Annotated in this window: 24 protein-coding genes and 1 pseudogene; 19 read left to right on the top strand and 6 right to left on the bottom strand. The window is 69.2% G+C overall.

The genetic code is table 11. The features are described from left to right. Nucleotides 1-3: 3 nt before the first annotated feature. From BN4346_RS38570 to BN4346_RS38555, 4 genes and pseudogenes are all read left to right on the top strand, one after another. Nucleotides 4-441: an SRPBCC family protein gene (locus tag BN4346_RS38570; RefSeq protein WP_067973971.1), complete on the top strand. Its 438-nt coding sequence runs from the start codon at nucleotides 4-6 to the stop codon at nucleotides 439-441. Beyond that, complete coding sequence (locus BN4346_RS38565) at nucleotides 438-1727, top strand: ArsA family ATPase (RefSeq protein WP_067973969.1); 1290 nt, start codon at nucleotides 438-440, stop codon at nucleotides 1725-1727. The genes BN4346_RS38570 and BN4346_RS38565 overlap by 4 nt, the downstream gene beginning before the upstream one ends. Continuing rightward, nucleotides 1724-1972, top strand: a pseudogene (locus tag BN4346_RS38560) (hypothetical protein); the annotation flags it as partial. The gene BN4346_RS38565 and the pseudogene BN4346_RS38560, both read left to right, overlap by 4 nt. Nucleotides 1973-2066: 94 nt before the next feature. Further along, on the top strand, nucleotides 2067-2801 hold the full coding sequence (locus BN4346_RS38555) for a lysophospholipid acyltransferase family protein (protein WP_067973966.1): 735 nt from the start codon (nucleotides 2067-2069) through the stop codon (nucleotides 2799-2801). Here BN4346_RS38555 and BN4346_RS38550 read toward each other — a convergent pair. Beyond that, on the bottom strand, nucleotides 2762-4057 hold the full coding sequence (locus BN4346_RS38550) for a glycosyltransferase 87 family protein (protein ID WP_067973963.1): 1296 nt from the start codon (nucleotides 4055-4057) through the stop codon (nucleotides 2762-2764). The two genes, BN4346_RS38555 and BN4346_RS38550, sit on opposite strands and share 40 nt — an antisense overlap. 103 nt (nucleotides 4058-4160) lie before the next feature. Between BN4346_RS38550 and BN4346_RS38545 the strand changes: the two genes are divergently transcribed. From BN4346_RS38545 to BN4346_RS38535, 3 genes are read left to right on the top strand one after another with little or no spacing between them, the layout of a single operon-like run. Beyond that, nucleotides 4161-5174, top strand: a complete 1014-nt coding sequence (locus BN4346_RS38545; protein WP_067973961.1) for a hypothetical protein — start codon at nucleotides 4161-4163, stop codon at nucleotides 5172-5174. Then, a complete protein-coding gene (locus BN4346_RS38540; protein ID WP_067973957.1) occupies nucleotides 5171-5659 on the top strand; it encodes a polyadenylate-specific 3'-exoribonuclease AS in 489 nt (162 codons plus the stop codon). The genes BN4346_RS38545 and BN4346_RS38540 overlap by 4 nt, the downstream gene beginning before the upstream one ends. 34 nt (nucleotides 5660-5693) lie before the next feature. Next, the gene (locus BN4346_RS38535; RefSeq protein ID WP_067973954.1) at nucleotides 5694-7079 is read left to right on the top strand and encodes a class II 3-deoxy-7-phosphoheptulonate synthase; all 1386 of its coding nucleotides are present in this window, start codon (nucleotides 5694-5696) and stop codon (nucleotides 7077-7079) included. A 22-nt stretch (nucleotides 7080-7101) separates the two neighbouring features. Here the strand turns inward: BN4346_RS38535 and BN4346_RS38530 are convergent, their stop codons facing one another. Then, a complete protein-coding gene (locus tag BN4346_RS38530; RefSeq protein WP_078058706.1) occupies nucleotides 7102-8301 on the bottom strand; it encodes a protein kinase domain-containing protein in 1200 nt (399 codons plus the stop codon). Between the two features lie 52 nt (nucleotides 8302-8353). Here BN4346_RS38530 and BN4346_RS38525 point away from each other — a divergent pair, with 52 nt between their 5' ends. After that, nucleotides 8354-8758, top strand: a complete 405-nt coding sequence (locus BN4346_RS38525) for an Rv2175c family DNA-binding protein (RefSeq protein WP_067973951.1) — start codon at nucleotides 8354-8356, stop codon at nucleotides 8756-8758. Between the two features lie 16 nt (nucleotides 8759-8774). Here the strand turns inward: BN4346_RS38525 and BN4346_RS38520 are convergent, their stop codons facing one another. Further along, complete coding sequence (locus BN4346_RS38520; protein ID WP_067973948.1) at nucleotides 8775-10412, bottom strand: alpha-(1->6)-mannopyranosyltransferase A; 1638 nt, start codon at nucleotides 10410-10412, stop codon at nucleotides 8775-8777. Between the two features lie 15 nt (nucleotides 10413-10427). Beyond that, a complete protein-coding gene (gene idsA2 / locus BN4346_RS38515) occupies nucleotides 10428-11522 on the bottom strand; it encodes a bifunctional (2E,6E)-farnesyl/geranyl diphosphate synthase (protein ID WP_067974433.1) in 1095 nt (364 codons plus the stop codon). A gap of 164 nt (nucleotides 11523-11686) precedes the next feature. Here idsA2 and BN4346_RS38510 point away from each other — a divergent pair, with 164 nt between their 5' ends. After that, on the top strand, nucleotides 11687-12580 hold the full coding sequence (locus tag BN4346_RS38510; RefSeq protein WP_067973946.1) for a mycobacterial-type methylenetetrahydrofolate reductase: 894 nt from the start codon (nucleotides 11687-11689) through the stop codon (nucleotides 12578-12580). Between the two features lie 15 nt (nucleotides 12581-12595). On the opposite strand, the gene BN4346_RS38505 is transcribed toward BN4346_RS38510, so the two are convergent. After that, complete coding sequence (locus tag BN4346_RS38505) at nucleotides 12596-13252, bottom strand: LppM family (lipo)protein (protein WP_167666250.1); 657 nt, start codon at nucleotides 13250-13252, stop codon at nucleotides 12596-12598. 138 nt (nucleotides 13253-13390) lie between these two features. Further along, nucleotides 13391-14008: a GNAT family N-acetyltransferase gene (locus tag BN4346_RS38500; RefSeq protein WP_067973943.1), complete on the bottom strand. Its 618-nt coding sequence runs from the start codon at nucleotides 14006-14008 to the stop codon at nucleotides 13391-13393. Nucleotides 14009-14248: 240 nt separating this feature from the next. On the opposite strand from BN4346_RS38500, the gene BN4346_RS38495 reads away from it, so the two are divergent. The 10 genes from BN4346_RS38495 (at nucleotide 14249) to ftsW (ending at nucleotide 26995) form a co-directional block, all read left to right on the top strand. Beyond that, the gene (locus tag BN4346_RS38495) at nucleotides 14249-14653 is read left to right on the top strand and encodes a DUF3040 domain-containing protein (protein ID WP_067973940.1); all 405 of its coding nucleotides are present in this window, start codon (nucleotides 14249-14251) and stop codon (nucleotides 14651-14653) included. Nucleotides 14654-14969: 316 nt separating this feature from the next. Continuing rightward, nucleotides 14970-15401: a division/cell wall cluster transcriptional repressor MraZ gene (gene mraZ / locus BN4346_RS38490; protein WP_024440488.1), complete on the top strand. Its 432-nt coding sequence runs from the start codon at nucleotides 14970-14972 to the stop codon at nucleotides 15399-15401. Beyond that, nucleotides 15376-16572, top strand: coding sequence for a 16S rRNA (cytosine(1402)-N(4))-methyltransferase RsmH (rsmH, locus tag BN4346_RS38485; protein ID WP_078058704.1), 1197 nt, complete (start codon nucleotides 15376-15378; stop codon nucleotides 16570-16572). Before mraZ ends, rsmH begins: the two co-directional genes overlap by 26 nt. Continuing rightward, nucleotides 16572-17630 carry a hypothetical protein gene (locus tag BN4346_RS38480; protein WP_235653660.1) on the top strand — a complete coding sequence of 353 codons (1059 nt, stop codon included), beginning with the start codon at nucleotides 16572-16574 and terminating at the stop codon, nucleotides 17628-17630. The genes rsmH and BN4346_RS38480 overlap by 1 nt, the downstream gene beginning before the upstream one ends. Continuing rightward, the gene (locus BN4346_RS38475) at nucleotides 17627-19633 is read left to right on the top strand and encodes a peptidoglycan D,D-transpeptidase FtsI family protein (protein WP_067973937.1); all 2007 of its coding nucleotides are present in this window, start codon (nucleotides 17627-17629) and stop codon (nucleotides 19631-19633) included. The genes BN4346_RS38480 and BN4346_RS38475 overlap by 4 nt, the downstream gene beginning before the upstream one ends. Before the next feature lie 173 nt (nucleotides 19634-19806). Further along, nucleotides 19807-21360 (top strand): UDP-N-acetylmuramoyl-L-alanyl-D-glutamate--2,6-diaminopimelate ligase, encoded by a 1554-nt coding sequence (locus BN4346_RS38470; protein WP_067974423.1) that lies wholly within the window; start codon nucleotides 19807-19809, stop codon nucleotides 21358-21360. After that, nucleotides 21357-22856 (top strand): UDP-N-acetylmuramoyl-tripeptide--D-alanyl-D-alanine ligase, encoded by a 1500-nt coding sequence (locus tag BN4346_RS38465; RefSeq protein WP_067973934.1) that lies wholly within the window; start codon nucleotides 21357-21359, stop codon nucleotides 22854-22856. The genes BN4346_RS38470 and BN4346_RS38465 overlap by 4 nt, the downstream gene beginning before the upstream one ends. Further along, complete coding sequence (mraY, locus tag BN4346_RS38460) at nucleotides 22853-23932, top strand: phospho-N-acetylmuramoyl-pentapeptide-transferase (protein WP_067973931.1); 1080 nt, start codon at nucleotides 22853-22855, stop codon at nucleotides 23930-23932. Before BN4346_RS38465 ends, mraY begins: the two co-directional genes overlap by 4 nt. A gap of 1 nt (nucleotide 23933) precedes the next feature. Further along, the gene (gene murD / locus BN4346_RS38455) at nucleotides 23934-25460 is read left to right on the top strand and encodes a UDP-N-acetylmuramoyl-L-alanine--D-glutamate ligase (RefSeq protein WP_235653659.1); all 1527 of its coding nucleotides are present in this window, start codon (nucleotides 23934-23936) and stop codon (nucleotides 25458-25460) included. Then, a complete protein-coding gene (gene ftsW / locus BN4346_RS38450; protein ID WP_067973929.1) occupies nucleotides 25457-26995 on the top strand; it encodes a putative lipid II flippase FtsW in 1539 nt (512 codons plus the stop codon). The genes murD and ftsW overlap by 4 nt, the downstream gene beginning before the upstream one ends.

The following is a 26995-nucleotide window of genomic DNA, read 5'->3' as shown; positions in this document are numbered from 1 at the left end:
CACGTGGCGGATAAGACAGCTCAGACGATCTACATCGCGGCGGATCCGGACACGGTGATGAAGGTGATCGCCGACATCGGCGCCTACCCCGACTGGGTCTCGGAGTACACCGAAGCCGAAGTGCTCGAAACCGATGCCGACGGTTACCCGAAGGTGGCGCGGATTGTGCTCGACGCGACCGTGCTCAAGGACACCATGGTGCTGGACTACGACTGGTCGGCGGACCGCCGCTCGGTGCGCTGGTCGTTGGCGTCCAGTTCGCTCCTGAAGGCCCTCGACGGCGACTATCGCTTGACACCTAAGGGATCCGGCACCGAGGTCCTTTACGAGTTGTCGGTGGATCTGATGATTCCGATGATCGGCCTGCTCAAGCGCAAGGCGGAGCGGCGGCTGACCGACACCGCGCTGAAGGATCTGAAGAAGCGAGCAGAGGCTGAGTGAGCCCGCCTGAACCTGCGACATCGGCTGCGGCTGCGATCAGTCTGTTCGTCGGCAAGGGCGGCGTAGGCAAGTCCACGTGTGCGGCGGCGACCGCGGTCTCGCTGGCCTGCGCTGGAGACCGGGTGTTGCTGATCTCCACCGACCAGGCCCATTCGGTCGGGGATGTGCTCGGACTGCAGGTTCCCCCCAGCGGCGGCCGGGACCCCATCCCGGTGGACGTCGACGACGCCGGGGCGGGCGGCGGCCGCCTGGACGTACTGGCCCTGGATACGCTGGCGCTGCTTGAGCGGCACTGGGCGGGCGTGGTCGACGTCCTGGCCGCGCGGTTCCCGGAGTCTGATCTGGGCAGTGTTGCGCCCGAAGAACTTTCGGCGGTTCCCGGTGTCCAGGAGGTGCTGGGTCTGCACGAGGTCGGCGAACTCGCAGACAGTGGGCAATGGGACCGAGTCGTGGTCGACTGTGCGTCCACCGCCGATGCGATGCGGATGCTGACCCTGCCGGCGACGGTGGCGCTCTACGCCGAGCGGTCCTGGCCACGGCACCGTCGGCTCAGCGGAACCGAGGATCCCCGATCGACCGCACTGGTCGAGCTGATCGAGCGGATCAGCAGCGCCGCCGAGCGGCTTGCCGAGCGGCTGACCGATGAGACGACGGTCGCCGCGCACCTGGTGCTGACCGCCGAGCGTGTGGTGGCCGCCGAAGCCATCCGGACCCTGGGGGCGCTGTCGCTGACCGGCGTTCGGGTGGCCGAGCTGATCGTCAATCAGATTTTGTTGCAGGACGATTCGTACGTCTACACCAACCTGCCGGCTCACCCGGCGTTCGACTGGTACGCCGAACGGATCGGTGAGCAGCGCACGGTGCTCGAAGAGGTCGACCGTGCCATCGGTGATGTGGCGATGGTGCTGGTCCCGCACCTGGCGGGGGAGCCGATCGGCCCCAAAGCACTGGGTGATCTGCTTGCGAACAGCCGCCGGCGCGACGGATCGGCGCCACCCGGTCCGGTGCGGCCGGTGGTCGACCGGGAGTCCGGTTCCGGGCTGGGGGCGGTGTATCGACTGCGGCTAGAGTTACCCCAGGTCGATTCCGGCGCGCTGAGCCTGGGGCGATCGGGAGACGATCTGATCATCGGTGCAGGTGGCACCCGACGTCGGGTTCGGTTGGCGTCGGTGCTGCGGCGGTGCACGGTCGTCGACGCAACGCTGCGCGGCAGCGAACTGACGGTGCGCTTCCGGCCGGATCCGCAACTGTGGCCGGTGACCGGCGATGAGGAGGTGCGACGTTGAACGCTGGCTCGCACCCCGACCTGGGTGAGCTTGGACCCGAGCTACGCAAGCTGGCCCAGGCGATCCTGGATCGGCTCGACCCGGCGGTGCGCGCCGCGGCGCTGCTGGCCGCTTCCTCCGGCGACGGCCCGGGCAAATGCCAACAGGTGTGGTGCCCGGTGTGCGCGCTGGCGGCGCTGGCAACCGGGGAAGAACATCCGCTGCTCACGATCGTCGCCGAGCACAGCGTCGCGCTGTATGAGGTCCGCGCTGTGACGAATCACCGTGTGGCCCTAGCCACGCCCGGTCGGTAAAGTTGGCGCGAACACGGCCGCCTAGTCGGGGCAGGAGGGAGGGGCCATGTGGTACTGGCTGGTCAAGTACGTATTCTTCGGGCCCCTGCTGGCCCTGATCGGGCGGCCGAAAGTCGAGGGCCTGGAGAACATCCCCGACGACGGTGCGGCCATCCTGGCCAGCAATCACCTGGCCGTCATGGACAGCTTCTACCTGCCACTGGTGGTGCGCCGGCGGATCACCTTCCTGGCCAAGTCGGAATACTTCACCGGCACCGGCATCAAGGGCTGGCTCACCCGCTCGTTCTACACCGCCGTCGGGCAGGTTCCCATCGACCGCAACGACTCTGACTCCGCCCAGGCCGCGCTGACCACCGCTCAGCGGATCCTGGCGCAGGGCAAGCTACTCGGTATCTACCCCGAGGGCACCCGGTCACCCGACGGCCGGCTCTACAAGGGCAAGACCGGAATCGCCCGGCTCGCGCTGCACACCGGCGTCCCGGTGATCCCGGTCGTCATGGTCGGTACCAACGTCGTCAACCCGCCCGGCACCAAGATGCTGCGCTTCGGCCGGGTCACGGTCCGCTTCGGCGAGCCGATGGATTTCTCCCGCTTCGACGGGATGGCCGACAACCGTTTCATCGAGCGGGCCGTCACCGACGAGGTGATCTACGAATTGATGCGGCTGTCCGGTCAGGAATACGTCGACATCTACGCGGCCAGCGTCAAAAACGGTGTCCCGCAACAGGACGGGGCAACAGGTCAGCCGGTCGCCCGGTTTCCGGAGACCGCGGCGGGCTGATCCGGAGTCGTCCGGGGGCCGGGCCGCAGCGCGACGCCGGCCGTGATGATCACCGCCAGCGCCCACCACACATAGGACGTCCCGGCCAGTTGGCGCCACCATGCCGCGCCGGCCTCGTGGTGTTCGGGCAACAACTCGATCGGACTGCGCATCATCAGCGCCACCCCGGCCACACTGAGCACGCCCAGGGCAACCGCGCGATGCCGGTAGGCCGCCACCGCCGTGACCACCACGGCGGGCAGCATCCACACCCAATGGTGTGACCACGACACCGGCGACACCACCAGCCCGAACAGTGCCACGCAGACCAGCGCCATGATCGGCTCACTGGCGGCGAGCACCCGGCGGGCCGCCCACACCATCGCCGCCAGCACCAACAGGCACCCCGCGAGCCACAGCACCGAGCGCACCTGGTCGTCCAGCGGCAGCCGGGCAAGCGCGCCGGCCAAGTTCTGGTTGGTGTTCAGGCTGGCCCCGCCGATGCGGTCGGTGTCGCTGACGGTGTGCGTCCAGTACTGCCAGGAGTCGCTCCAGGCCATCATGAAGCCCACCAAGGTCGCCGCCAGGAACGACACCACGCTGGTGACCGCGGCGCGCATGTCGCGACGTAGCAGGAAGTACAGCAGGAACACCGCCGGGGTCAGCTTCAGCGCTATCGCCACACCCAGCAGCGCACCGCGCGGCCAGTAGGTGCGCCGCGGCACACAGTCGGCGATCACCAGCGTCATCAGCACCGCATTGACCTGGCCGAAGTCGAAGTTGGCCCAGATCGGTTCGGCGTCGAACCAGATGGACGCCGCCACGATCGCCGCCGCCACCACAGCGCGGTGCCACCAGGCCGGCCCGCTGCCCGGGCGGGCGTCGAAGCGGACCCCCAGACCGGTGAGCAAGATGGTGATCGACACCACCAGCAGCAGCGTCGACAGGACGGTCAGTGCGGCAGTCGCGGTGCCCAGCGACACCCAGGTGAGGGGGGCGAACATCACCGCGGCGATCGGGGGATAGGTGAACGGCAGCACCGTCCCGTCGATCTGGGTTTGGAACCAGTCCTCGCCGTAAAGCGGCTGGCCCGCACGCCAGGCCTGCGCCGCCATCCGGTAGACGTCGACGTCGATGTGGTACGGCGTGCTGCCCAGCGCCCGCCACGTCGTGTAGCCCAGGGCTGCAATCGCCAGCAACGTGAAGATCCACCAAGCGGCCCAACCGCTGATGCCCCCGTGCCGACGGCCCGGGTCGGGCGGCCGCGATGTAGTCATGTCGCAGCACAGCCTATCGGGTGGCTGGGATTTGTTGAGTTCTACCGACGCATACTTGTGGCGATCCCGGCGTGGTGTGCTGCGGGGGCGTACGTTGCATTAGGTGCTGGAATGGTTCCGCGACGACATCGTTGGCCGCGGCAGGCTGCCGTTGCTGGGCTGTTTGCTGGCCTTCCTGGTGACGTTTCTGGTGACCCGTTCCGTGGTGCGCTACATCCGCAGTCAAGCCGCGAACCCCGCTCCGCCCCGGTGGTGGCAGCCACGCAATCTGCACTTCGGCTCCAAACACATCCACCATGTGGTCTTCGGGGTCGTGCTGGTGATGGTCGCCGGGGTGACGCTGGTGGCTGCCGGACCGAACGCGCACGAGCCGGCGTTCAGCCTGGCTGCGATAGCGTTCGGGATCGGGGCGGCGCTGGTGCTCGACGAGTACGCGCTGATCCTGCACCTGTCCGACGTGTACTGGGAGGAGGACGGACGTGCGTCGGTGGACGCCGTGTTCGCCGCCGCCGCGGTCGCAGGGCTGCTGGTACTGGGCTTTCACCCGCTGACGTTTCTGGTGGGAACGTGGCACGATACGTCGTCCCCGCTGATTCGTGCCGGGGTGTTCGTGGGCCTGGTGACGGCGTTGCCGCTGGGCGTGATGGTGTTGTTGAAGGGCAAGGTGTGGACCGGATTGATCGGGATGTTCTTCTTTCCGCTGCTGGTGGTGGGCGCGGTGCGACTGTCCCGGCCGCATGCACCGTGGGCGCGGTGGCGCTACCTGCCTGATCGGGAGCGCATGCACCGGGCGCTGGAGCGGGAGCGCCGGCTGCGCCGACCGGCGATTGCGGCCAAGCTCTGGTTGCAGGATGCGGTTGCGGGCCGGCCCCAGGTGCCTTCTGATCGGGCCGTCGACGCCGAGCTCGACCGTGAGGTGCGGGCCGCGTCGGCACCGACGGTGCAGTTCATGATCCCCCGCCAGCAGGTGCCCGTCGGCAGACCACCGGCCAGTTCGGCGCCCGCCGCAGGATCGCCGGGGCGGGCGGGGTCGAGCCGGGCAGTGTCGGAGGCGTCGGCGCCGACTATCCCGATAGCGATTCCGCGGATACACCGCCCGGGCGGGCCGTGGCAGTGAGGTACTTCTACGACACCGAATTCATTGAGGACGGCCGCACCATCGAGTTGATCTCGATCGGCGTGGTCGCCGAGGACGGGCGCGAATACTATGCGGTCTCCACCGAGTTCGACCCGGGCCGGGCCGGGCCGTGGGTTCGCACCCATGTACTGCCGAAGCTGCCGCCACCGGCTTCCCAGACGTGGCGCTCGCGCAGCCGGATCCGTGCGGATCTGGAGGAGTTCTTCGGGGTAGCTCACGGTGAACCGATCGAGTTGTGGGCCTGGGTGGGCGCCTATGACCATGTGGTGCTCTGCCAGTTGTGGGGCACCATGCCCGATCTGCCGGCGCCGATCCCGCGCTTCACCCACGAGCTTCGACAATTGTGGGAAGACCGGGACCGGCCACGGCTGCCACCGCGGTCGGCGGGCAGTCACGATGCGCTGGTGGACGCCCGCGACCAGCTGCGCCGTTTCCGGGTGATAACCGGCAGCGAACTGGCCTGATCAGACAGGGTCGGCGCCCGGCTACCATGGTCGGGTGAACTGGACCGTTGACGTACCCATCGACCAGCTGCCGGCGTTGCCGCCGCTGCCCGCGGATCTGCGCGAGCGCCTCGACGCCGCGCTGGCCCGGCCGGCCGTTCAGCAACCGAGCTGGCCCGCTGACCAGGTGAAGCCGATGCGGACGCTGCTGGAGGCGGTGCCTCCCATCACCGTGGCCGCCGAGATCGTCCGGCTCAAGGGCCTGCTGGCTCAGGTCGCTCGCGGGGAGGCCTTCCTGCTGCAGGGCGGCGACTGCGCCGAGACCTTCACCGACAACACCGAGCCCCACATCAAGGGCAACATCCGCACGCTGCTGCAGATGGCGGTGGTGCTGACCTACGGCGCGTCCATGCCGGTGGTCAAGGTGGCTCGGATCGCCGGACAGTACGCCAAGCCCCGCTCGGCCGACATCGACGCGCTGGGCCTGAAGTCCTACCGCGGCGACATGATCAACGGGTTCGCCCCGGACGCCGACGTGCGTGAGCACGACCCGTCCCGGCTGGTGCGGGCCTACGCCAACGCCAGCGCCGCGATGAACCTGGTGCGGGCGCTGACCTCGTCCGGCCTGGCATCTCTGGAGTTGGTGCACGACTGGAACCGGGAGTTCGTCCGCACCTCGCCGGCGGGCGCCCGCTATGAGGCGCTGGCCGGCGAGATCGACCGCGGCCTGAAGTTCATGAGCGCGTGCGGCGTCGCCGACCGGGAGCTGCAGACCGCCGAGATCTACGCCAGCCACGAGGCGCTGGTGCTCGACTACGAGCGGGCCATGCTGCGGATGGCTGACGTCGAGGGCGCCCCGCAGCTCTACGATCTCTCGGCGCACTACGTCTGGATCGGGGAGCGCACCCGCCAGCTCGACGGCGCGCACGTCGGCCTGGCCGAGGTGATCGCCAACCCGATCGGGATCAAGCTCGGCCCCACCACCTCACCGGAGCTGGCCGTCGAATACGTCGAGCGGCTCGACCCGCACAATGTGCCCGGCCGCCTGACCCTGGTCAGCCGGATGGGCAACGCCAAGGTGCGTGACCTGCTGCCGGGCATCATCGAGAAAGTGCAGGCCACCGGCCACCAGGTGATCTGGCAGTGCGACCCGATGCACGGCAACACCCATGAGGCCTCCACCGGCTACAAGACCCGGCACTTCGACCGGATCGTCGACGAGGTGCAGGGCTTCTTCGAGGTCCATCACGCGCTGGGCACCCACCCCGGCGGCATCCACCTGGAGTTCACCGGCGAGAACGTCACCGAGTGTCTCGGTGGCGCGCAGGACATTTCGGATGCGGACCTGGGCGGCCGTTACGAGACGGCCTGTGACCCGCGGCTCAACACCCAGCAGAGCCTGGAGTTGGCCTTCCTGGTCGCGGAGATGCTGCGCGGCTGACGCTTTTGGGGCGTACGCCGGGTTACAGCAGCGCGCCGACGTTGTTGCCCAGCGTCCACGCCAGCGCGGCGACCAGAGTGGTGACCGCGAACAACACGGCCAGCCAGATGACCACCATCCGGCGCGCGTGCTGGCGCTCCAACACGAACCGGCTCAGTTCGACGCCGCCGAATTGCCCTGTCACCAAGTCATAGTGGGTATCGGTGTCGTCCACCCAGTCTGCCGGGCCGCGGGTCATGTGCAGTGTCTGATGTCGCGGTGTCTGGTGGTGCGGCGGTGCCGGGCGCTCCGGGGCGCGGCGGGCCGGAACGGCGTTGTGCTGGGCGGAGTTGCGGGGGGCCGGCACCCGGAACTCCGGCAGCGCCAGCCGCTGGGTGATCACGTCAACCGCGTGTGCCATGTCGAGCCCGTCGGCATAGCGGTCCGCCGGCTCGCGGGCGGTCGCCCGGGCAACCAGATCGTCGAATTCGCCTGGGACGCCGTCGATGGCGGAACTCGGCGGGGGGACATCGTGATCCAGCCGCTGGTAGGCCACCGTCAACGCCGAATCACCGGAGAACGGCGGGTGTCCGGTCAAGAGCTCGTAGGTGAGCACGCCGACCCCGTACACGTCGCTGGCGGGGCCGGCGTTGCCGTCCCGGACCTGCTCCGGGGACAGATAGGCCGCGGTGCCCAAAATCACATTGGTGGAGGTGATTCCGGCTGCCGCGATCGCGCGCACCAGCCCGAAGTCGACCACCTTCACGTCACCGTCGTCGGAGATCAGGATGTTCTCCGGTTTGACGTCACGGTGTACCAGCCCGGCCCGATGCGCGATCCCCAGCGCCCCCAGCACCGGCCGTAGCACCGCGGCGACGGCATGCGGCGGCATCGGGCCACGTTCGTTGAGCAACTCGCGCAGCGTCCCGCCCTCGACGAGTTCCATCACCAGAAACGGCTGTCCGGGGTCGTGCGGGGTGCCGAAACCCTGGTCGTACACCGCCACCAGCCCCGGGTCTTTGAGCCGGGCGACCGCTCGCGCCTCGAGCTGGAAGCGGGTCAGGAATTGCTGGTCACCGGCGTAGCGCAGATCCATCACCTTGACCGCCACCGGGCGGTCCAGGCGCTCGTCCAGACCGCGGTACACCGTGGAGGTGCCGCCGGTGGCGATCCGGGTGCCCACCCGGTACCGGCCGTCGAGCAGGGCGCCCTGAAGTGCGTCGCCGCCCCACGCTGCAGTCACCCGGTCATGGTATGTGTGCAGAGGGCCGGTCCGACGGTTCTAGACTTGTGTCGTGAGCAGCATTCCGGCCTCCGAAGACGTGCTTGAGCCCGACGAACCTACTTTTGACTTGCCGACGGTCGCCGAAATGCTCGGGGTACCAGTCACCAAAGTGCACCAGTACCTGCGCGACAACCATCTGGTCGCGGTGCGGCGGGCCGGCGTACTGATGGTCCCGCAGGCGTTCTTCACCGCCGAGGGGGACGTCGTCAAGAGCCTGGCTGGGCTACTGGCCCTGCTACACGACGGCGGCTATCAGCAGACCGATATCGTGCGGTGGCTCTTCACCCCGGATTCGTCGCTATCGTTGACTCGCGACGGTACGCGGGAGTCGATCGCCAACGCCCGCCCGATCGATGCGCTGCACGCGCATCAGGCCCGTGAGGTGATGCGCCGGGCGCAAGCCATGGCGTACTGAGTTCAAGCGGCGTCGTTCAAGCGGCGTCGAGCGCAGGCGCCGGCTGTGCCCGCGACAGCCGGTACCAGGCGTACACCGCGCATCCCGTCGCACCGATCACATGCAGCCAGGTGTACATGCCGTGCGAGCCGTCGGGTTTGAAGATCACCATGATCCAGGTCGACGCCGCGGCGATCGCGGCGATCGCGTGCGGTGAACGGACCAGGGTGGCCGCCACCGCCAGTGGCCAGGTGTAGTACCAGGGCAAGGCGGCCGGCACGAACAGCACCACCACCAGCATGGCCCAGGCGATCCCGGCGACCGCCGCGCGATCGTCGCGCCGCGACCGCCACCACAGCACCGGCAGTAGCAACCCGATCACCGCGACTCCGCTGATCCGGGTGATGTGCAGGACGGCGTAGAAGTTGACCGGGGCGAACAACCCGCCGACCGCGTGGATCAGGTTGGCGGCCGCGGTCGGCACGGTGAGCCAGTTGATGATTTTGACGTTGCCGGCCAGCAGTGCGGTCAACCAGCCCAGGCCCACTCCGGCCAGGGCCGACAGCACGGCGAACACCACGACAACGATCGCGGTGGACACCGCTGCCGCCGCAGCGAATGCGATCACCGTCGGATAGCCGCGGCGTTCATGCCGCGGTTCCAGCTTCGGCTCTCCTTCGTCGAGCCTCGCTGAACCGCGGGGTTCATGCCGCGGTTCCAGCTTCGGCTCTCCTTCGTCGAGCCTCGCTGAACCGCGGGGTTCCCGCAGGCGACGCATCCACACCCACACCAGGAACGGCAATGCGATTGCGGCGGTGGCCTTTACCGCCGCCGCCAGCGCCACCAGCGTTATCCCCGCCAGGTGGCGGCGTTCCAGGGTCAACGCGATCCCGGCGATCACCAGGCCGACCATCAGCATCTCGTTGTGCACCCCGCCCATCAGGTGGATGATCACCAGCGGGTTGAGCACGGCCAGATACAGCGCCGCGGGCGCACTGCCACCGACTCGGGCGGCCACCCGGGGTGCGGCCCAGATCAGCAGGGCTAGGCCGGGCAGCATGCACAGCCGCAGCACCATGGTGCCGGCCACCACGTTGTTGCCCACCAGCATCGTGACGAGCTTGGCGACCAGGATGAACGCCGGGCCGTAGGGTGCCGTCGTCGCTGCCCAGATCGGGCTGACATCGTCGAGCAGGGGATTGGGATTATCGACCGGTCCGACCTGGTACGGGTCGAATCCATCGCGCAGTAGGGCGCCCTGGGCCAGGTAGGAGTAGGTGTCGCGGCTGAACACGGGCACCGACAGCAGCAGCGGTGCCAGCCAGAAGCCGGTGGTGGTGATCAACGTGTAGGTGCTCACGGTGCCCTCGATCACCCGCCGGCCCAAGCCGAGCCAGGCTGCCAGCATCACCGCAACCCCAACCCACAGCAGCACCGACGACAGCACTAGACCATGGCCGAAGCGCAGCCAGGACAGGTGCAGGGAATCCAGCACCGGGTCCTGGATGCGGGTGCTGCCGGCACCTAAGCCGCCCAGGGTGATCAGCAACGCGCCCAGGCAGCCGAGCCAGGCAGCCCCGGCCTGCTCGCCGGCCGCGAACTGCCGCAGTCGGGACAGGCCGCTGGCGGTGTCGCTGGACGCGCTGGAGACCGCGGGGGTGGTGGGGTTCGACATCGGCGCTCCGGGCGATCAGGCGGACCGGTCGGCGACCCGGCGGGCCAGGTCGGTCAGTCCGGCTTTGGCAACCTCGTCGATGGGTGCGGCCGCCAGCGCGGCCATGGCGCGGCGGGTCAGCAGATCGATGCGGTCCTCGACGGCTGCCAGCGCGCCGACCGCTTCGATCATCTCGCACAGCTCGCGGACCTGCGCCTCGGTCAGCGCGGTGCCGATCGCATTGCGTAACCGATTGGCCGCCACCGGATCCGACTTGTCGGCCAGCTCAACGGCCTCGGCCAGCAGCACGGTGCGCTTGCCCGAACGCAGGTCGTCGCCGGAGGGTTTGCCGGTCACCGCCGGATCGCCGAACACCCCCAGCACGTCGTCGCGCAGCTGGAACGCCACGCCCAGGTCGGTGCCGAGCTCGTGGAACAGCGCCTGGATGTCGGGCCGGTCGGCCGCGGCGGCGACGCCCAGCTGCAGCGGGCGCACCACCGTGTAGGAGGCGGTCTTGTAGGTGTTGACGCGCATCGCCGAGGCGATCGAGTCCACGCCGCTGGATTCGGCGACGATGTCGAGGTACTGGCCGCCCAACACCTCGGTGCGGATGTCCGACCAGACGCCGCGCACGCGGCGCCGGGCATCGGCCGGCAGATCGGCACCGGCGACGATGTCGTCAGCCCACACCAGCGCCAGGTCGCCCAGCAGAATCGCGGCCGACATCCCGAACTGGTCGGCCGAGCCCCGCCACCCGCGGGCACGGTGCAACTCGGCGAACTTGCGATGGGTGGTCGGGTTGCCGCGGCGGGTGGCTGAGGCGTCGATCACGTCGTCGTGCACCAGGGCACAGGCGTGCAGCAATTCCAGCGCGGAGAACAGCAGCAGCTCGCCGTCGTCGGCGTCTCGGCCGGTGATGGCTCGCCAGCCCCAGTAGGCGAACGCCGGACGCAGCCGTTTGCCGCCGACCAGCACGAATTCTTCCAGGCCGGTAATCAACGCCTCGTAGTCGTCGCCGATATAGCCGGTCTCGGTGCGGCGGGTGCGCAGGTGGGAGCGCAGCGTTTCGGTGACGGCCGCGGCCAGATCGGCGGCCGACGGAGTAGTCGCTGCGGTTGCCTTGGAACTCAGCTCGGCGCCCCTTTCTGTGTTGCCCGGCCGGGGACCCCCAGCGTGGGTCCAGCGTAGAGTGTGCCACCACACCCGGGGGGACTCCGGAGGCGGCCGACGCTGCCCGTTCCTGCCCGGTGGCACCGTTGACCGTCCGTCGACTGTCTTTCATGAGGAGCTGGTTCGTGAGCTTGAACACCGTCGCACTCGAGCTGGTCCCACCGAACGTGGAGCGGGGGCCCGAGCACACGATCGAGGAGGCGCACAAGGTCCTGCGGTTCGCCGCCGAGACCGGCCTGCAAGGGCGGATCCGTCACATCCTGATGCCGGGGATGATCGTCGAGGACGATGACCGCCCGATCGAGATGAAGCCCAAGCTCGACGTGCTGGACTTCTGGAACGCGATTCGGCCCGAGCTGCCGGGCATGTCCGGGTTGTGCACCCAGGTGACGTCGTTCTCCGACGAGGCGGCACTGCGGAGCCGGCTGGGTGAGCTGACCGGCGCGGGGATCGAGGGTGTGGTCTTCGTCGGCGTGCCGCGCACCATGGCCGACGGCGAGGGCGCGGGTGTGCCGCCGACCGACGCGCTGGCGACCTTCCGGGCCGACGTGGCCAACCGGGGTGTCATCTTGATTCCCACCCGGGCCGACGAGATCGGCCGGTTCAACTTCAAATGCGACCGCGGGGCGACGTTCGGGCTGACCCAGCTGCTGTACTCCGACGCGATCGTGCCGTTCTTGACCGAGTTCGCCAAGCACAGCGATGCGCGCCCGGAGCTCTTGCTGTCGTTCGGCTTCGTGCCGTCGTTCGAGAACCGGATCGGTCTGATCAACTGGCTGATTCAGGATCCGGGCAACGCGGCGGTGGCCGCCGAACAGGACTTCGTCAAGGCGCTCTCCGACAGCGAGCCCGACCGGCGATGCAAGCTGATGCTCGACCTGTACAAGCGCGTGATCGACGGTGTCGCGGACCTGGGCTTCCCGCTGAGCATCCATTTCGAAGCCACTTACGGGGTGTCCGCGGCGGCGTTTCGGACCTTCGCGCAGATGCTCGAGTACTGGTCGCCGGAGACCCGCTGACCCCGGTCGGTTAGCTCAGCCGGCGCTGTCCTCGGGGGAACGCAAGCGCGGTGCGCGGTCCCGGCCGTACCAGGCGATTGCCGCAACCGCGCCCGCCGCGGCGAACGTGGACAGGATCAGCCACAGGGCGGCGTGGGCGAAGGATCGAGTGCTGGGATCGGTGTAGCGGGCTTGGGCGCTCATGGTGCTCACCACGCCAGGTTTGAGCCGCCACTGCACCGTGTCGCCGCCGATGCGTTCGCCGTTGGTGGACGTCACCTCGCCGGGGAACGCGACGCTCAATTCGACGTCGGCCTCCGGGTCGCTCAGTGAGGTGAGGTCTACCCGGCCTTCCAGGATCACCAGGTTTCCGGCGCGGCGCAGCGACAGGTCCACCCCGGCCGCGTCGCGGTGCATTTGGGCCAGTTGCGGCAGTTCGGCGAAGGTCAGATCCGAGAACACCGCCTGGGAGCCGACGTAGCCGTCCCTGCTGTAGTTGGAGATCGCGATCTTCTGGGGGAACGGCAGGTCGGCGCTGAGCTTGGGGCCGGTGTCGTTGTCGTTGCGCGGCTTGGCCGCGACGACGATCTGGCCGGAGACCTGATCATTGGGGGAGACGGTGATGTTGGCCCGAATACGCACGCATCCGGCCAGCGGCACCGCGATCAACAGCAGCGCGACCAGGGCCGCCAGGCGACGGTAGCTGCTGAATCGTCGAAACCGGGGCTGAGCGGGCGCTGGAACGGGTTCCCGAGTGAACAGTAGTGAACGCCGAACATGCACGACGTCATCGTGCCAGACCCGGCGGCGGGTCCGGTGATGACGCGGCTGCTACAGCGGCAGTGGCCGGCCCAGGATGGCGAAGGGCCGGGGATCGCCGGCGAAGTGATGACCCCGGATGACATCGGTGAACCCCAGCCGGCGGTACAACCGCCAGGCGCGGTTGCCATCGCCATTGGTCTCCGGTGTGGACAGCAGCACGTTGGCTTCGGGCCGCCCGGCCAGCAGACGGCGCGCCAAGGCCTCACCCAGGCCGCTGCCCTGCGCGCGTGGCGCGACATGCAGCTCGGTCAGCTCGAAGTAACTGGCCATCAGCCGGGCGATGTCGGGGTGGGTCAGCCCGCGGCGCTGTAAACCCAGCACCACCTGCTGCTGCCACCACTGGTCGGGGGCGCCGCAGTAGCCGTAGGCCACTCCCAGCAGCTCGGCGCCGTCCAATCCTGCCGGGGTGGCGCCCGGCTGACGAATCTCGCCGACGTCGCCGGGTTCCTTGTCTGCGAAGGCGGCCACCGCCCGCCAGCCGCTTCGGCGGGTGTGATCGAGCCACATCGCGGCGCGTTGGCTCTCAGTGCCCGGCGGATAGCCCATCGCCGTGACGTAGACGCGCAGAGCCGCACCGAGGTGATCCGCCATCTCACGCGGCGACATGTCGAGGAGGAAGGTCACCAACCTGCAGGTTCCTTTCCCGGAGATGTGGCAGCGTGCCCGACGCCCAGAGTCCCATTATCGGCGATTCGGTCCTGCCGCGACGGCCGTTGTGGTTCGACAACGCCGGACCGCCGCTACAATCGGCTGGTGAAGCCTGTGGTACGGCGCAGGCCTACCTCGTATTATCAGTGTTAGTTGCCCGCAACAGTCCGTATCGCGCCGTGGGCAGTGACGTAAGCGGCCGTCGGCAAGGAGGGACGAATGCCACTCTCCGATCATGAACAGCGCATGCTCGACGAGATCGAGAGCGCGCTCTACGCCGAGGACCCCAAGTTCGCTTCCAGCGTTCGCGGCGGCGCCTTGCGTACCCCGACCACCCGCCGGCGGGTGCAGGGTATGACCTTGTTGGTGGTCGGTCTGGTGATGCTGGTCTCCGGTATCCCGTTCTATGCGACCACCGTCAATCCGGCGTTTCTGATTCTGAGCGTGCTGGGGTTCGTGGTGATGTTCGGTGGGGTGGTGTTCGCCATCACCGGTAACCACGCGGCCGCCGGTCGCGACGGTGCGGCCAAGCCGGGCGGGAGTTCGCAGCGGCGCGTCAAGGGTGGTGGCGGTACGTTCGCCAGCCGCATGGAAGACCGTTTTCGCCGCCGGTTCGAGCCTTAGGCCGATCCAGCGGCACGTGTGATGTGAAAGGGCAGCCGATCGGCTGCCCTTTTTTCTGCGCATTTCTGGCGCGGCAGCCCTCGGTGGCGTGTCTCGGGGGGAGCGTTCAGGGGCGGGCGCCCCACCCCGCCCCACTTTGCTTCTATCGGCGCTGACCTGGTCCTTTGCTGCCTCGGCGGGCCCTTTTTTGCATGCCTGGACGGCAAGATGGTCGATCGAGTGGGGAGTGGGGGTGGATATAACCCATCAAATGGTGCGTAGTGGGGGATTGTGGGGTATCGTGGGCTGACGATGTCGACATGGCGGGAGGTGGCCGATGTTCCTCGGCACCTATACGCCCAAGCTCGACGACAAGGGGCGGCTGACACTGCCCGCCAAGTTTCGTGATGCGCTGGCAGGAGGGTTGATGGTCACCAAGAGTCAGGACCACAGCCTGGCCGTGTATCCCCGCGCGGAGTTCGAGCAGTTGGCCCGCCGGGCGGCCAAGGCTTCGCGCAGCAACCCGGACGCGCGAGCATTCCTGCGGAACCTGGCCGCCGCCACGGACGAACAGCACCCCGACGCCCAGGGCCGGATCACCTTGTCTCCCGACCACCGTCGCTACGCCAACCTGTCCAAGGAATGCGTGGTCATCGGGTCGGTCGACTACCTGGAGATCTGGGACGCACAGGCCTGGAGCGACTACCAGCAGACGCACGAAGAGAACTTCTCCGCGGCCAGCGATGAAGCACTCAGCGACATCATCTGAGGCGCACGCCCGTGCCTCGTGGCCTCTGTCCGAACCGACCCTGACGTACTTCCCCAACGTCAGGTTCGTGCCGTCGGGCAGGGACCTCGAGGCAGGAGCGCTCGCCCGCACTGGGCGGGTCGCCCGCGAAATCTGCTGCCAGAACCGACGGGGAGGTGCTGCCGTGGCCGAACAGGGCGAATTCGGACATGTGCCGGTTCTGCTGGACCGTTGCGTGGAGCTGCTGACTCCGGCGCTGACCAGGCAGTCGCCCGACGGTGCGGGCGCGACCCTGGTGGACGCCACCCTTGGCGCCGGCGGGCACACGGAGCGATTTCTGAGCGAGTTCCCCGGCCTGCGGGTCATCGGTTTGGACCGCGACACCACCGCCCTCGACATCGCCGGAGCCCGGTTGGCCCGCTTTGCCGATCGTCTCCAGACGATCCGCACCCGATACGACGGGATGGCCGCGGCGCTGGCCGAATCAGGCTTGGCCGCAACCGGATCGGTTGACGCGGTGTTGTTCGACCTCGGCGTGTCCTCAATGCAGCTTGACCGGGTGGAGCGGGGATTCTCCTACGCGCAGGACGCGCCGCTGGACATGCGGATGGACCCGCAGGCCGAGCTCACCGCCGCAGACATCGTGAACACCTACGACGCAGCGGCCCTGACCGACATTCTGCGTCGCTTCGGCGAGGAGCGTTTCGCATCGCGGATCGCCTCGTACATCGTGCGCCGCCGGGCTCAGACCCCGTTCACCTCGACCGGGGAACTGACAGAACTGCTCTACGAGGCGATTCCGGCACCGGCGCGGCGCACCGGGGGACACCCGGCCAAGCGGACATTCCAGGCGTTGCGCATCGCGGTCAACGGCGAGCTGGACTCCCTGCGGGACGCGTTGCCGGCGGCGCTGAATGCGCTGGCGGTGGGTGGACGCGTGGCAGTGATGTCCTACCAGTCGTTGGAGGACCGCATCGTCAAGCAGCTGTTCGCCGCGGCCACCGCGTCGCGCACTCCGGTAGGTCTACCGGTCGAATTGCCCGGCGACGAACCGAGGTTCCGGGCGTTGACGCGGGGCGCCGAACGGGCCGAGGCGGATGAGGTGGAGCGCAACCCACGAGCGGGCTCGGTCCGGCTACGTGCTGTTGAGCGGGTCCAGGCCGGGCCGATCGTGGTATCGAGGGGGAAGTGATGGCGCCCAAGCGCAAGCCCGTGGTACGGCAGGGCGACCGTCGCCGTAGCCCTGAGAGCGCAACCCGCACCGGCCCGCGACGCGTCAACGAGCAGACGCAGGCCCGGGGCCCGCGGCGGCAGCGCGGAACCGCGCCCGCGGCGGGTCTCCAGTCGCGGCCGCGCACCGGTCCGCAGAAGGCGGCGTCGCTGCGCCCCGACCCCCGGCCGGTGCCGCCGAAGAACACCAAGCAGGCCAAGGCGCGGGCAAAGGCTCGAAAGGCTAAGGCGCCCAAGGTAGTACGCGTCCCGCTGCGCGAACGCCTGATCACTCGACTGGCCTCGGTCGACCTGCGACCGCGCACGCTGGCAGCCAAGGTTCCGTTCGTCGTGCTGATCATCGGCGCGCTCGGCATCGGGCTGGGAATCACCCTGTGGCTGTCGACGGACGCCGCCGAGCGGTCCTACCAGCTGGGCAACATCCGGGAGCGGAACCGGGTTCTGATGCAGCAGAAGGAAGCACTCGAGCGTGACGTGCTCACCGCCGAATCCGCACCGGCGCTTGCCGAAGCGGCCCGCGAACTGGGCATGATCCCGAGCCGCGACACCGCGCACCTGGTTCAGGACCCGATCGGCAACTGGATGGTCGTCGGGGTCCCGAAGCCCGCCGAGGGAGCGCCACCGCCGCCGCTGAACACCAAGTTGCCCGACGATGTGGCGCCACCGGCCGAGGTTCCGGTTCGGGTGCCCCCGACCGGGCCGAAACTCGACAGCCACCACCTGCCCGCCCCAGTCCCTCCGGTTCCGGCGGTGCCCGGTGCGCCGCTGACCATTCCGGGCCTGCCCGGAGTTCCCGGCCTGCCCCTGGCCGGGCCGTTGCCTGGTCCTGGCGCGCAAGACATCCCGCCCCTGGTGACACCGCCAGTCATCCCGTCTGACGCCTTGCCGCCTGCCGCTTTGCCGCCCGAGACGGTGCTGCCGGTCGGCGGAACGCTTCCGCCGGCGGCCGACCTGCCGCCGCAACCCCAGCTTCCGCCGGAAGCTCTGGCGACGCCGGTGGCCGGAGGAGCCGCGCGATGAGACGGACCGCGCGGGGGACCGGACCGGCACGTCGCGGCGACGGCTCGGCCGCGGCTGCCAAGCGAAAGACCCGCCGGACCGTCACCCCGCCGGCCAAGCCGGCCAAATCCGCCAAGCCCGGCAAGGCGCCGAAAGCGACTACCACAACCGGACATTCGGCCCGCGAGCGTCGTACCCGCCAAGCCACCGAGGTGGGCCTGCGCAGCGCTTCCTTCGTCTTCCGGCACCGCACCGGCAACGCGGTCATCTTCCTGGTGCTGGCATTGTCGGCGGCTCAGCTGTTCTACCTGCAGGTCCCTCGGGCCTCCGGATTGCGGGCCGAAGCCGCCGGACAACTCAAGGTCACCGACGTCCAACAGGCGATGCGCGGCGACATCATCGACCGCACCGGTGACAAGCTCGCGTTCACCATCGAGGCCAGGGCGCTGTCCTTCCAGCCGGTCAAGATCGGCAAGCAGCTCGCCGATGCCAAGAAGAAGGACCCGTCGGCCCCCGATCCGCAGCTTAGGCTGCAGCAGATCGCCAAGGAGATCTCCACGCGCCTCGGCAACAAGCCGGACTCAGCGGCACTGCTGAAGAAGTTGCGCAGCAACGAGACCTTCGTTTATCTCGCCCGTGCTGTCGACCCTGCGGTGGCCGAGGTGATCACCGAGAAGTGCCCGGAGGTCGGTAGCGAGCGTCAGGACCTGCGGCAGTATCCGGGCGGGTCGCTGGCGGCCAACATCATCGGCGGCATCGACTGGGACGGACACGGCCTGTTGGGTCTGGAGGACTCAATGGACGCCGTATTGGCCGGCACGGATGGGTCGGTCACCTACGACCGCGGTTCGGACGGCGTGGTGATCCCGGGCAGCTACCGCAACCGGCACAAGGCCGTCAATGGGACGACCATCCAGCTCACCCTCGACGACGACATTCAGTTCTACGTCCAGCAGCAGGTGCAGCAGGCCAAGAACGTCACCGGCGCACACGACGTCACGGCCGTGGTGCTGGACGCCAAGAGCGGTGAGGTGCTGGCCATGGCCGGCGACAACACGTTCGACCCCTCCCAAGACGTCGGGCGCCAGGAGGATCGTCAGCTAGGCAACCTGGCGGTGTCGTCGCCGTTCGAGCCGGGCTCGGTGAACAAGATCATCACCGCCTCCTCGGTCATCGAGTACGGCCTGTCCAACCCCGACGAGGTCCTGCAGGTACCCGGATCGATCAACATCGCCGACGTCACCGTCAGCGACGCCTGGGTGCACGGCGTCGCGCCCTACACCACGACCGGGGTATTCGGTAAGTCGTCCAACGTGGGCACCCTGATGCTGGCGCAGCGGGTGGGCCCCGAGCGCTGGTTCGATATGGCCGAGAAGTTCGGGCTGGGACAGCGCACCGGCGTGGCGCTACCCGGTGAGAGCGCCGGGCTGGTCCCGCCGGTGGATCAATGGTCCGGCAGCTCCTTCGCCAACCTGCCGATCGGCCAGGGCCTTTCGATGACGCTGCTGCAGATGACCGGGATGTACCAGGCCATCGCCAATGACGGGCTACGGGTTCCGCCGCGAATCATCAAGGCGACCATTGCGGCCGACGGCAGCCGCACCGAGGAGCCCCGGCCCGAAGGCGTTCGGGTGGTCTCGGAGCAGACCGCACGCACCGTGCGCAACATGCTGCGCTCGGTGGTGCAGCGCGATCCCACCGGTGTTCAGCAGGGCACCGGATGGCAGGCCGCGGTCGACGGCTACCAGATCGCCGGGAAGACCGGTACCGCCCAGCAGATCAACCCGGCCTGCGGTTGCTACTACGACGACGTCTACTGGATCACCTTCGCCGGGATGGCGCCGGCAGACAATCCGCGTTATGTCATCGGCCTGATGATGAACAACCCCCACCGCGCCGCGGACGGATCGCCGGGCACGTCGGCGGCACCGTTGTTCCACAACATTGCCGGGTGGTTGTTGCAGCGCCACAACGTGCCGTTGTCACCGGACCCAGGACCGCCGCTGGTCCTGCAGGCGATGTAGTCACCCGCGCTCTTCTCGACCGATCCGTTGTCTCGCGTCCGCCGGGTCCATGCGGTAAACGCCGCCGTCGTGACTCGCCATCGGCGCTAGCCGGATCGCCTGCGCTGCGGACACCGCCCACCTAGGTAGTCTCAGGGCCGATCCGGACGACCCGGCCGCAGCGGATGGAGGTGATGTCGGTGCCTGCTGCTCTGCGCCCTGACGTCGGTGCAGGCATGTCGCTGCGGGTGCTCGCGAACCAGATCGGGGCGGTCGCGGCAGCCGGAGAGGTGATTCCGGAGCTGCCGATCACCGGGTTGACTCTGCGCGCCCAGGACGTGCGACCCGGTGACCTGTTCGCGGCGCTGCCCGGCGCGACCACCCACGGCGCACGATTCGCGGCCGACGCGGTCGCTCGAGGCGCGGTCGCGGTGCTCTCCGACGGGGTCGGTGTTGCCGAGATCACCGCCGGCGCAGCGCTACCCGGCATACCTGTCCTGGTTCATCCGGCACCTCGCGCCGTGCTGGGCGAACTCGCGGCGCAGGTCTACGGACATCCCTGCGATCGGCTCGCCGTCATCGGCATCACCGGGACTTCCGGCAAGACCACCACCACCTATCTGGTCGAGGCCGGGCTACGGGCCGCGGGCCGCACCGCCGGTCTGATCGGCACGGTCGGTGTCCGCATCGACGGCGTCGACCTGCCCAGCGCCTTGACCACCCCCGAGGCGCCCGCGCTGCAGGCGCTGCTGGCCGCGATGGCGCAGCGCGGGGTGGACACCGCGGTCATGGAGGTGTCCAGTCACGCCCTGACGTTGGGCCGGGTCGACGGCACCCGGTTCGCGGTTGGCGCCTTCACCAACCTGTCCCGCGACCATCTCGACTTCCACCCGACCATGGCGGACTACTTCGAGGCCAAGGCCCGATTGTTCGATCCGGCGTCGCCGCTGCACGCCGCCCGCTCGGTGATCTGCGTCGACGACGATGCTGGCGCGGCGATGGCGGCGCGTGCGGCCGCGCCGGTCACCGTCAGCGCGACCGGCCGCCCCGCGGACTGGGGTGTGGAACACGTCAGCGTCGGAGGATCTCGGGGGCGAGAATTCATCGCCGTCGACCCCGCCGGTGTGCACCACCCGATCGGCATCGGGCTGCCCGGCGACTACAACGTAGCCAATTGCCTTGTGGCGCTGGCTATTCTGGACGCGGTCGGAGTGTCGCCTGAGCAGGCGGCCCCCGGCCTGCGAGTGGCGCGGGTGCCGGGACGGATGGAATCGATCGATCGGGGTCAGGGCTTCCTGGCCCTGGTCGACTACGCGCACAAGCCCGGGGCGCTGGCGGCGGTGCTGGGGACCCTGCGCCAGGAGCTGCGCGACACCAGCGGGCGCCTAGCGGTGGTGTTCGGCGCCGGCGGCGACCGTGACCACGGCAAGCGCGAACCGATGGGACGGATCGCCGCGCAGGCCGCCGACCTGGTCGTGGTCACCGACGACAACCCGCGGGGGGAAGACCCCGCCGACATCCGGCGCGCCGTCCTCGCCGGTGCCGGTGCGGGCAGCGCGCGGGTGGTCGAGATCGGTGACCGGCGGGCCGCGATCGAGCACGCGGTGGCATGGGCCCAGCCCGGCGATGTGGTGCTCATTGCGGGCAAGGGACACGAGACCGGGCAGACCGCCGCCGGGCACACCCAGCCGTTCGACGACCGGGTGGAGCTGGCCCAGGCGCTAGAAGCGCGGGAGCAGCACCGGTGATCGCGCTGACCCTCGCGCAGATCGCCGAGATCGTCGGCGGCCGGCTGGCCGACATCACCCCGCAGCAGGCGCAGCGCACCGTCGTCACCGGCACCGTGGAATTCGATTCCCGCCGGATCACCCCGGGCGCACTGTTCCTGGCGCTGCCCGGCGCACGCGCCGACGGCCACGACCACGCGGCGTCGGCGGTGAACGCCGGCGCGGTGGCGGTGCTGGCGGCCCGGCCGGTCGGGGTCCCGGCAATCGTTGTCGAACCAGTCGCATCCGACAGTCAGTCCGGTGCCCTGGAGCATGACGACGCGGCCGGATCCGGTGCTGCGGTGCTGGCCGCACTGGCCAAACTGGCCGGTGCGGTGGCCGCCACCCTGGTGGCCAAGGGGCTGACGATCATCGGCGTCACCGGTTCGTCGGGCAAGACCTCCACCAAGGACCTGATCGCCGCGGTGCTGGCGCCGCTGGGGAAGGTGATCGCCCCGCCCGGATCCTTCAACAACGAGCTGGGCCACCCGTGGACGGTGTTGCGGGCCGACGAGAACACCGACTATCTGGTCCTCGAGCTGTCTGCGCGGCATCGCGGCAACATCGCCGCGCTGGCGGCGATTGCCCCGCCGCAGATCGCGGTGGTCCTCAACGTCGGGACCGCCCACTTGGGCGAGTTCGGTTCGCGTGCGGCGATCGCCGAGACCAAAGCCGAGCTGGCGCAAGCTGTTCCGGAGTCCGGCGTGGTGATCCTCAACGTCGATGACTCGGCGGTGGCCGCGATGGCCGACAAGACCGTCGCACGGGTGGTGCGGGTCAGCCGCTCCGCTCCCGCCGACGTGTGGGCCGGGCCGGTGGTGCTCGACGAGCTGGCCCGCCCGCGGTTCACCCTGCACTCCGGCACAGGCGAATCCGAGGTACGGCTCGGAGTGTCCGGCGACCACCAAGTCGGCAACGCGCTGTGCGCCGCGGCCGTTGCCTTGGAATGCGGTGCCACGCCGCAACAGGTGGCCGACGCCCTGGCCGGCGCCGGACCGGCCTCCGGGCACCGGATGCAGGTTCGCACCCGCGCGGACGGCGTGACCGTGATCGACGACTCCTACAATGCCAACCCCGACTCCATGCGGGCGGCGCTGCAGGCGCTGGCCTGGATCGCCCGCGGTGAGAATCCGGGGGCAAAGCGCCGCAGCTGGGCGGTGCTGGGGGAGATGGCCGAGCTCGGTGAGGACGCGATATCTGAGCATGACCGCATCGGACGGCTCGCGGTGCGCTTAGATGTGTCTCGTCTCATTGTCGTCGGCGTAGGGAGATCGATGGGCGCGATGCTGCACGGCGCAGTGATGGAGGGATCCTGGGGCGCCGAGGCCACCGCGGTTCCCGACGTCGATGCCGCCCTGGCCCTGTTGCGCGCCGAACTGCAGGCGGGCGACGTGGTACTGGTCAAGGCGTCGAACTCTGCGGGCCTGACCGCGTTGGCGCAGGCGCTGAGCAGCGAAGACCCAGGAGATCGCCGATGATAATGATTCTCATCGCGGCCGGTGTCGCGCTGCTGGTCGCGATCCTGCTGACCCCGGTGCTGATCCGGGTGTTCACCACGCAGGGCTTCGGGCAGGAGATCCGCGAGGACGGGCCGGCCAGCCACCAGAGCAAACGCGGCACCCCGTCGATGGGCGGTGTGGCCATCGTGGCCGGGATCTGGGCGGGGTACCTGGCCGCCGAACTGGCCGGCCTGGTGTTCTACGGCACCGGTCCGACGGCGTCGGGGCTGCTGGTCCTGGGGCTGGCCACCGCGCTGGGCGCCGTCGGCTTCCTCGACGACCTGATCAAGATCCGCCGGTCGCGCAACCTCGGTCTGAACAAGACCGCCAAGACCGTCGGGCAGGTCACCGCGGCAACCCTGTTCGGTCTGCTGGTGCTGTGCTTCCGCAACAGCTCCGGCCTGACCCCGGGCAGCCTGCAACTGTCCTATGTACGCGATATCGCCACCGTGACGCTGCCCGCGGCGGTGTTCGTGCTGTTCGTGATCCTGATCGTCAGCGCCTGGTCGAACGCGGTCAATTTCACCGACGGCCTGGACGGCCTGGCCGCCGGATCCATGGCGATGGTCAGCGCCGCCTACGTGCTGATCACCGTGATGCAGCACCGCAACGCCTGTGCGATCGCACCCGGACTGGGCTGCTACAACGTGCGCGACCCGCTGGACCTGGCGCTGATCGCCGCCGCGACCGCCGGCGCCTGCATCGGGTTCCTGTGGTGGAACGCCGCCCCGGCGAAGATCTTCATGGGCGACACCGGGTCGCTGGCGCTGGGCGGCGTGATCGCCGGCATGTCCATCACCACCCGCACCGAGATCCTCGCGGTGGTGCTCGGCGGACTCTTCGTCGCCGAGATCACCTCGGTGGTCGTCCAGATCCTGGCGTTCCGCAGCACCGGCCGCCGGGTGTTCCGGATGGCGCCGTTCCACCACCACTTCGAGTTGGCCGGCTGGGCCGAAACCACCGTGATCATCCGGTTCTGGCTGCTTACCGCCATCGCCTGCGGATTGGGCGTCTCCATGTTCTACGGCGAGTGGTTCACCGCCGTAGGCGGCTGAGGTGACGTTCGAATCGGGGCGCAGCGTGCTGTCCGGCGGCGCGCGGGTGCTCGTCGCCGGGGCCGGGGTCACCGGCCGGGCCATCCTGCATGCGTTGGCGCCGTTCGGGCTGGACGTGACGCTGTGCGACGACAACGCGGCCGCACTGCAGGCCCATCCCGAGGTCACGACCTGCAGCCCGGCCGAGGCCGCCGCGCAGATCGGCGGCTACGCGCTGGTGGTCACCAGCCCCGGATTCGGCCCGGACACACCGGTACTGGCCGCTGCCGCAGCGGCCGGGGTGCCGATCTGGGGTGACGTGGAGCTGGCCTGGCGGCTCGACGCCGCGGGCCACTACGGGCCGCCGCGGCGCTGGCTGGTGGTGACCGGCACCAACGGCAAGACCACGACCACCTCGATGCTGTACGCCATGCTGTCGGCCGCGGGCCGCAGCGCCCAATTGTGCGGCAACATCGGCAGTCCCGTGCTGGACGTGCTGGGGGAGCCCGCCGGCGGTTCAGCGAGGCTCGACGGAGGAGAGCGGAAGCTGGGACCGCCGCATGAATCCGAACTGCTGGCCGTCGAGCTGTCCAGCTTCCAGCTGCACTGGGCCCCGTCGCTGCGTCCCGAGGCCGGCGCGGTGCTCAACATCGCCGAGGACCACCTGGACTGGCATGGCAGCATGGCCGCCTACACCGCCGACAAGGCCCGCGCGCTGGCCGGCCGGGTGGCGGTGGTCGGGATGGACGACGCGCGTGCTGCTGCGCTGCGCGAGTTCGCTCCCGCCGGTGTCAAGGTCGGTTTCCGGCTCGGCGAACCGGCGCCCGGTGAGCTCGGCGTGATCGACGGCATGCTGGTCGATCGCGCCTTCGTTGACGAGGTGGTGCTGGCCCCGGTGGCGTCGATACCGGTGCCCGGCCCGGTCGGGATCCTGGACGCGCTGGCCGCGGCCGCGCTGGCCCGCAGTGTCGACGTGCCCCCGGAGGCGATCGCGGCGGCGTTGGCGTCGTTTCGGGTCGGGCGGCATCGCGGCGAACTGGTCCTGGTCGACGGCGGGATCAGCTACGTCGACGATTCCAAGGCCACCAACCCGCACGCGGCCGAGGCATCGGTGCTGGCCCACCCGCGGGTGATCTGGGTGGCCGGCGGACTGCTCAAGGGCGCCGCGATTGGGCCGACCGTCGCCCGAATCGCTCCCCGCCTGGCCGGGGCCGTGTTGATCGGCCGAGATCGCGGCGAGGTTGCCAAGGCGTTATCACGACACGCACCGGATGTCCCCGTCGTCCACGTTGTGACGGGCGAGGATAGTGATATGGGTGATACGGCTGTGTCTCCAGTTACTCATGTGAAGCGAGTGGCTGATGGGTCTGATGAGACGCTGGGATCTCGGGTGATGACAGCGGTGGTGGCCGCCGCCCGCGACCTGGCCCGGCCCGGTGACACGGTGCTGCTGGCTCCGGCGGGGGCATCCTTCGACCAGTTCTCCGGCTACGGCGCCCGGGGCGACGCGTTCGCCGCCGCTGCGCGATCTGCGGCGGGATCGGTGTGATCGGGATCCTGGCCCGGCTGCGGCGCGATGCCGGGGCCCCAGACGCTGCCGCCTCCTCCGCCGAAACAGCGGACAAGGCTGTCAAGGCCGAGCCACGCACCCGGTTCGGCGCCTGGCTGAGCCGGCCGATGACGTCGTTTCATCTGATCGTGGCCGTGGCCGCGCTATTGACCACGCTTGGCCTGATCATGGTGCTGTCGGCCTCCGGGGTGGAGTCCTATGGCCTCGACGGGTCCGCGTGGCGGATTTTCGGCAAGCAGGTGCTGTGGACCATCATCGGGCTGTTCGGCTGCTATGTGGCCTTGCGGATGCCGGTCCGGTTCATGCGCCGGATGGCTTTTCCCGGCTTCGCCTTCACCATCGTGCTGTTGGTGCTGGTGCTGATCCCGGGTATCGGCACGCTGTCCAACGGCTCCCGCGGCTGGTTCGTCATCGCCGGCTTTTCCATGCAGCCCTCCGAGCTGGCCAAGATCGCCTTCGCCATCTGGGGCGCGCACCTGCTGGCGAGCCGCCGTATGGAGCGCGCGACGCTGCGCGAGATGCTGGTCCCGCTGGTGCCGGCCGCGGTGGTGGCGCTGGCGCTGATCGTCGCCCAGCCCGACCTGGGGCAGACGGTCTCGCTGGGCATCATCTTGCTGGCGTTGCTGTGGTACGCCGGCCTGCCGCTGAAGGTGTTCACCAGCTCGCTGTTCGCGGTCGTGTCGGCCGCGGCGATCCTGGCCATCTCCGAGGGCTACCGCTCCGACCGGGTGCGGTCCTGGCTCGACCCCGACGCGGACCCGCAGAACGCCGGATATCAGGCGCGCCAGGCGAAATTCGCGCTGGCTAACGGCGGGATCTTCGGCGACGGTCTGGGCCAGGGCACCGCGAAATGGAACTACCTGCCCAACGCGCACAACGACTTCATCTTCGCGATCATCGGCGAGGAGCTCGGCTTCATCGGCGGCTTCGGGCTGCTGGCGCTGTTCGGGCTGTTCGCCTACACCGGCATGCGGATCGCGAAGCGCTCCGCAGACCCGTTCCTGCGACTGCTGACCGCCGCCACCACGATGTGGGTGATCGGGCAGTCGTTCATCAACGTCGGCTACGTGATCGGGCTGCTGCCCGTCACCGGAATTCAGCTACCGCTGATATCGGCGGGCGGAACCTCGACGGCGACAACGTTGTTCATGATCGGCATCATGGCCAACGCGGCCCGGCACGAACCGGAGGCGGTGGCCGCGCTGCGGGCCGGCCAGGATGACCGGATGAACCGGATCCTGCGGCTGCCGCTGCCCGAGCCATACTCGCCGACTCGTCTTGAGGCGCTGCGCGACCGGCTCCGGTCGCGTCCGCAGCCGGCCGCACGGCCACGAACAGCCCAGACGACCGGACAGCCTCCGGCCCGGTCGGGCCGGCAGCGCGCGGCCGCGCAGGCGCCGACCCGGGCAGCCAGTCGAGGTGCCGGGCGCGCAGGGCAAAATGGAGGCGGCCGGCGTCACGCCGGGGCGCGCCCGACTGGCGGACGCGTACGCGCATTGGAAGGTCAGCGATAG

The organism is Mycolicibacter icosiumassiliensis (assembly GCF_900078685.2).
GTDB classification, from domain to species: domain Bacteria; phylum Actinomycetota; class Actinomycetes; order Mycobacteriales; family Mycobacteriaceae; genus Mycobacterium; species Mycobacterium icosiumassiliensis.
This window is presented reverse-complemented; position numbering and strand designations above follow the sequence as displayed.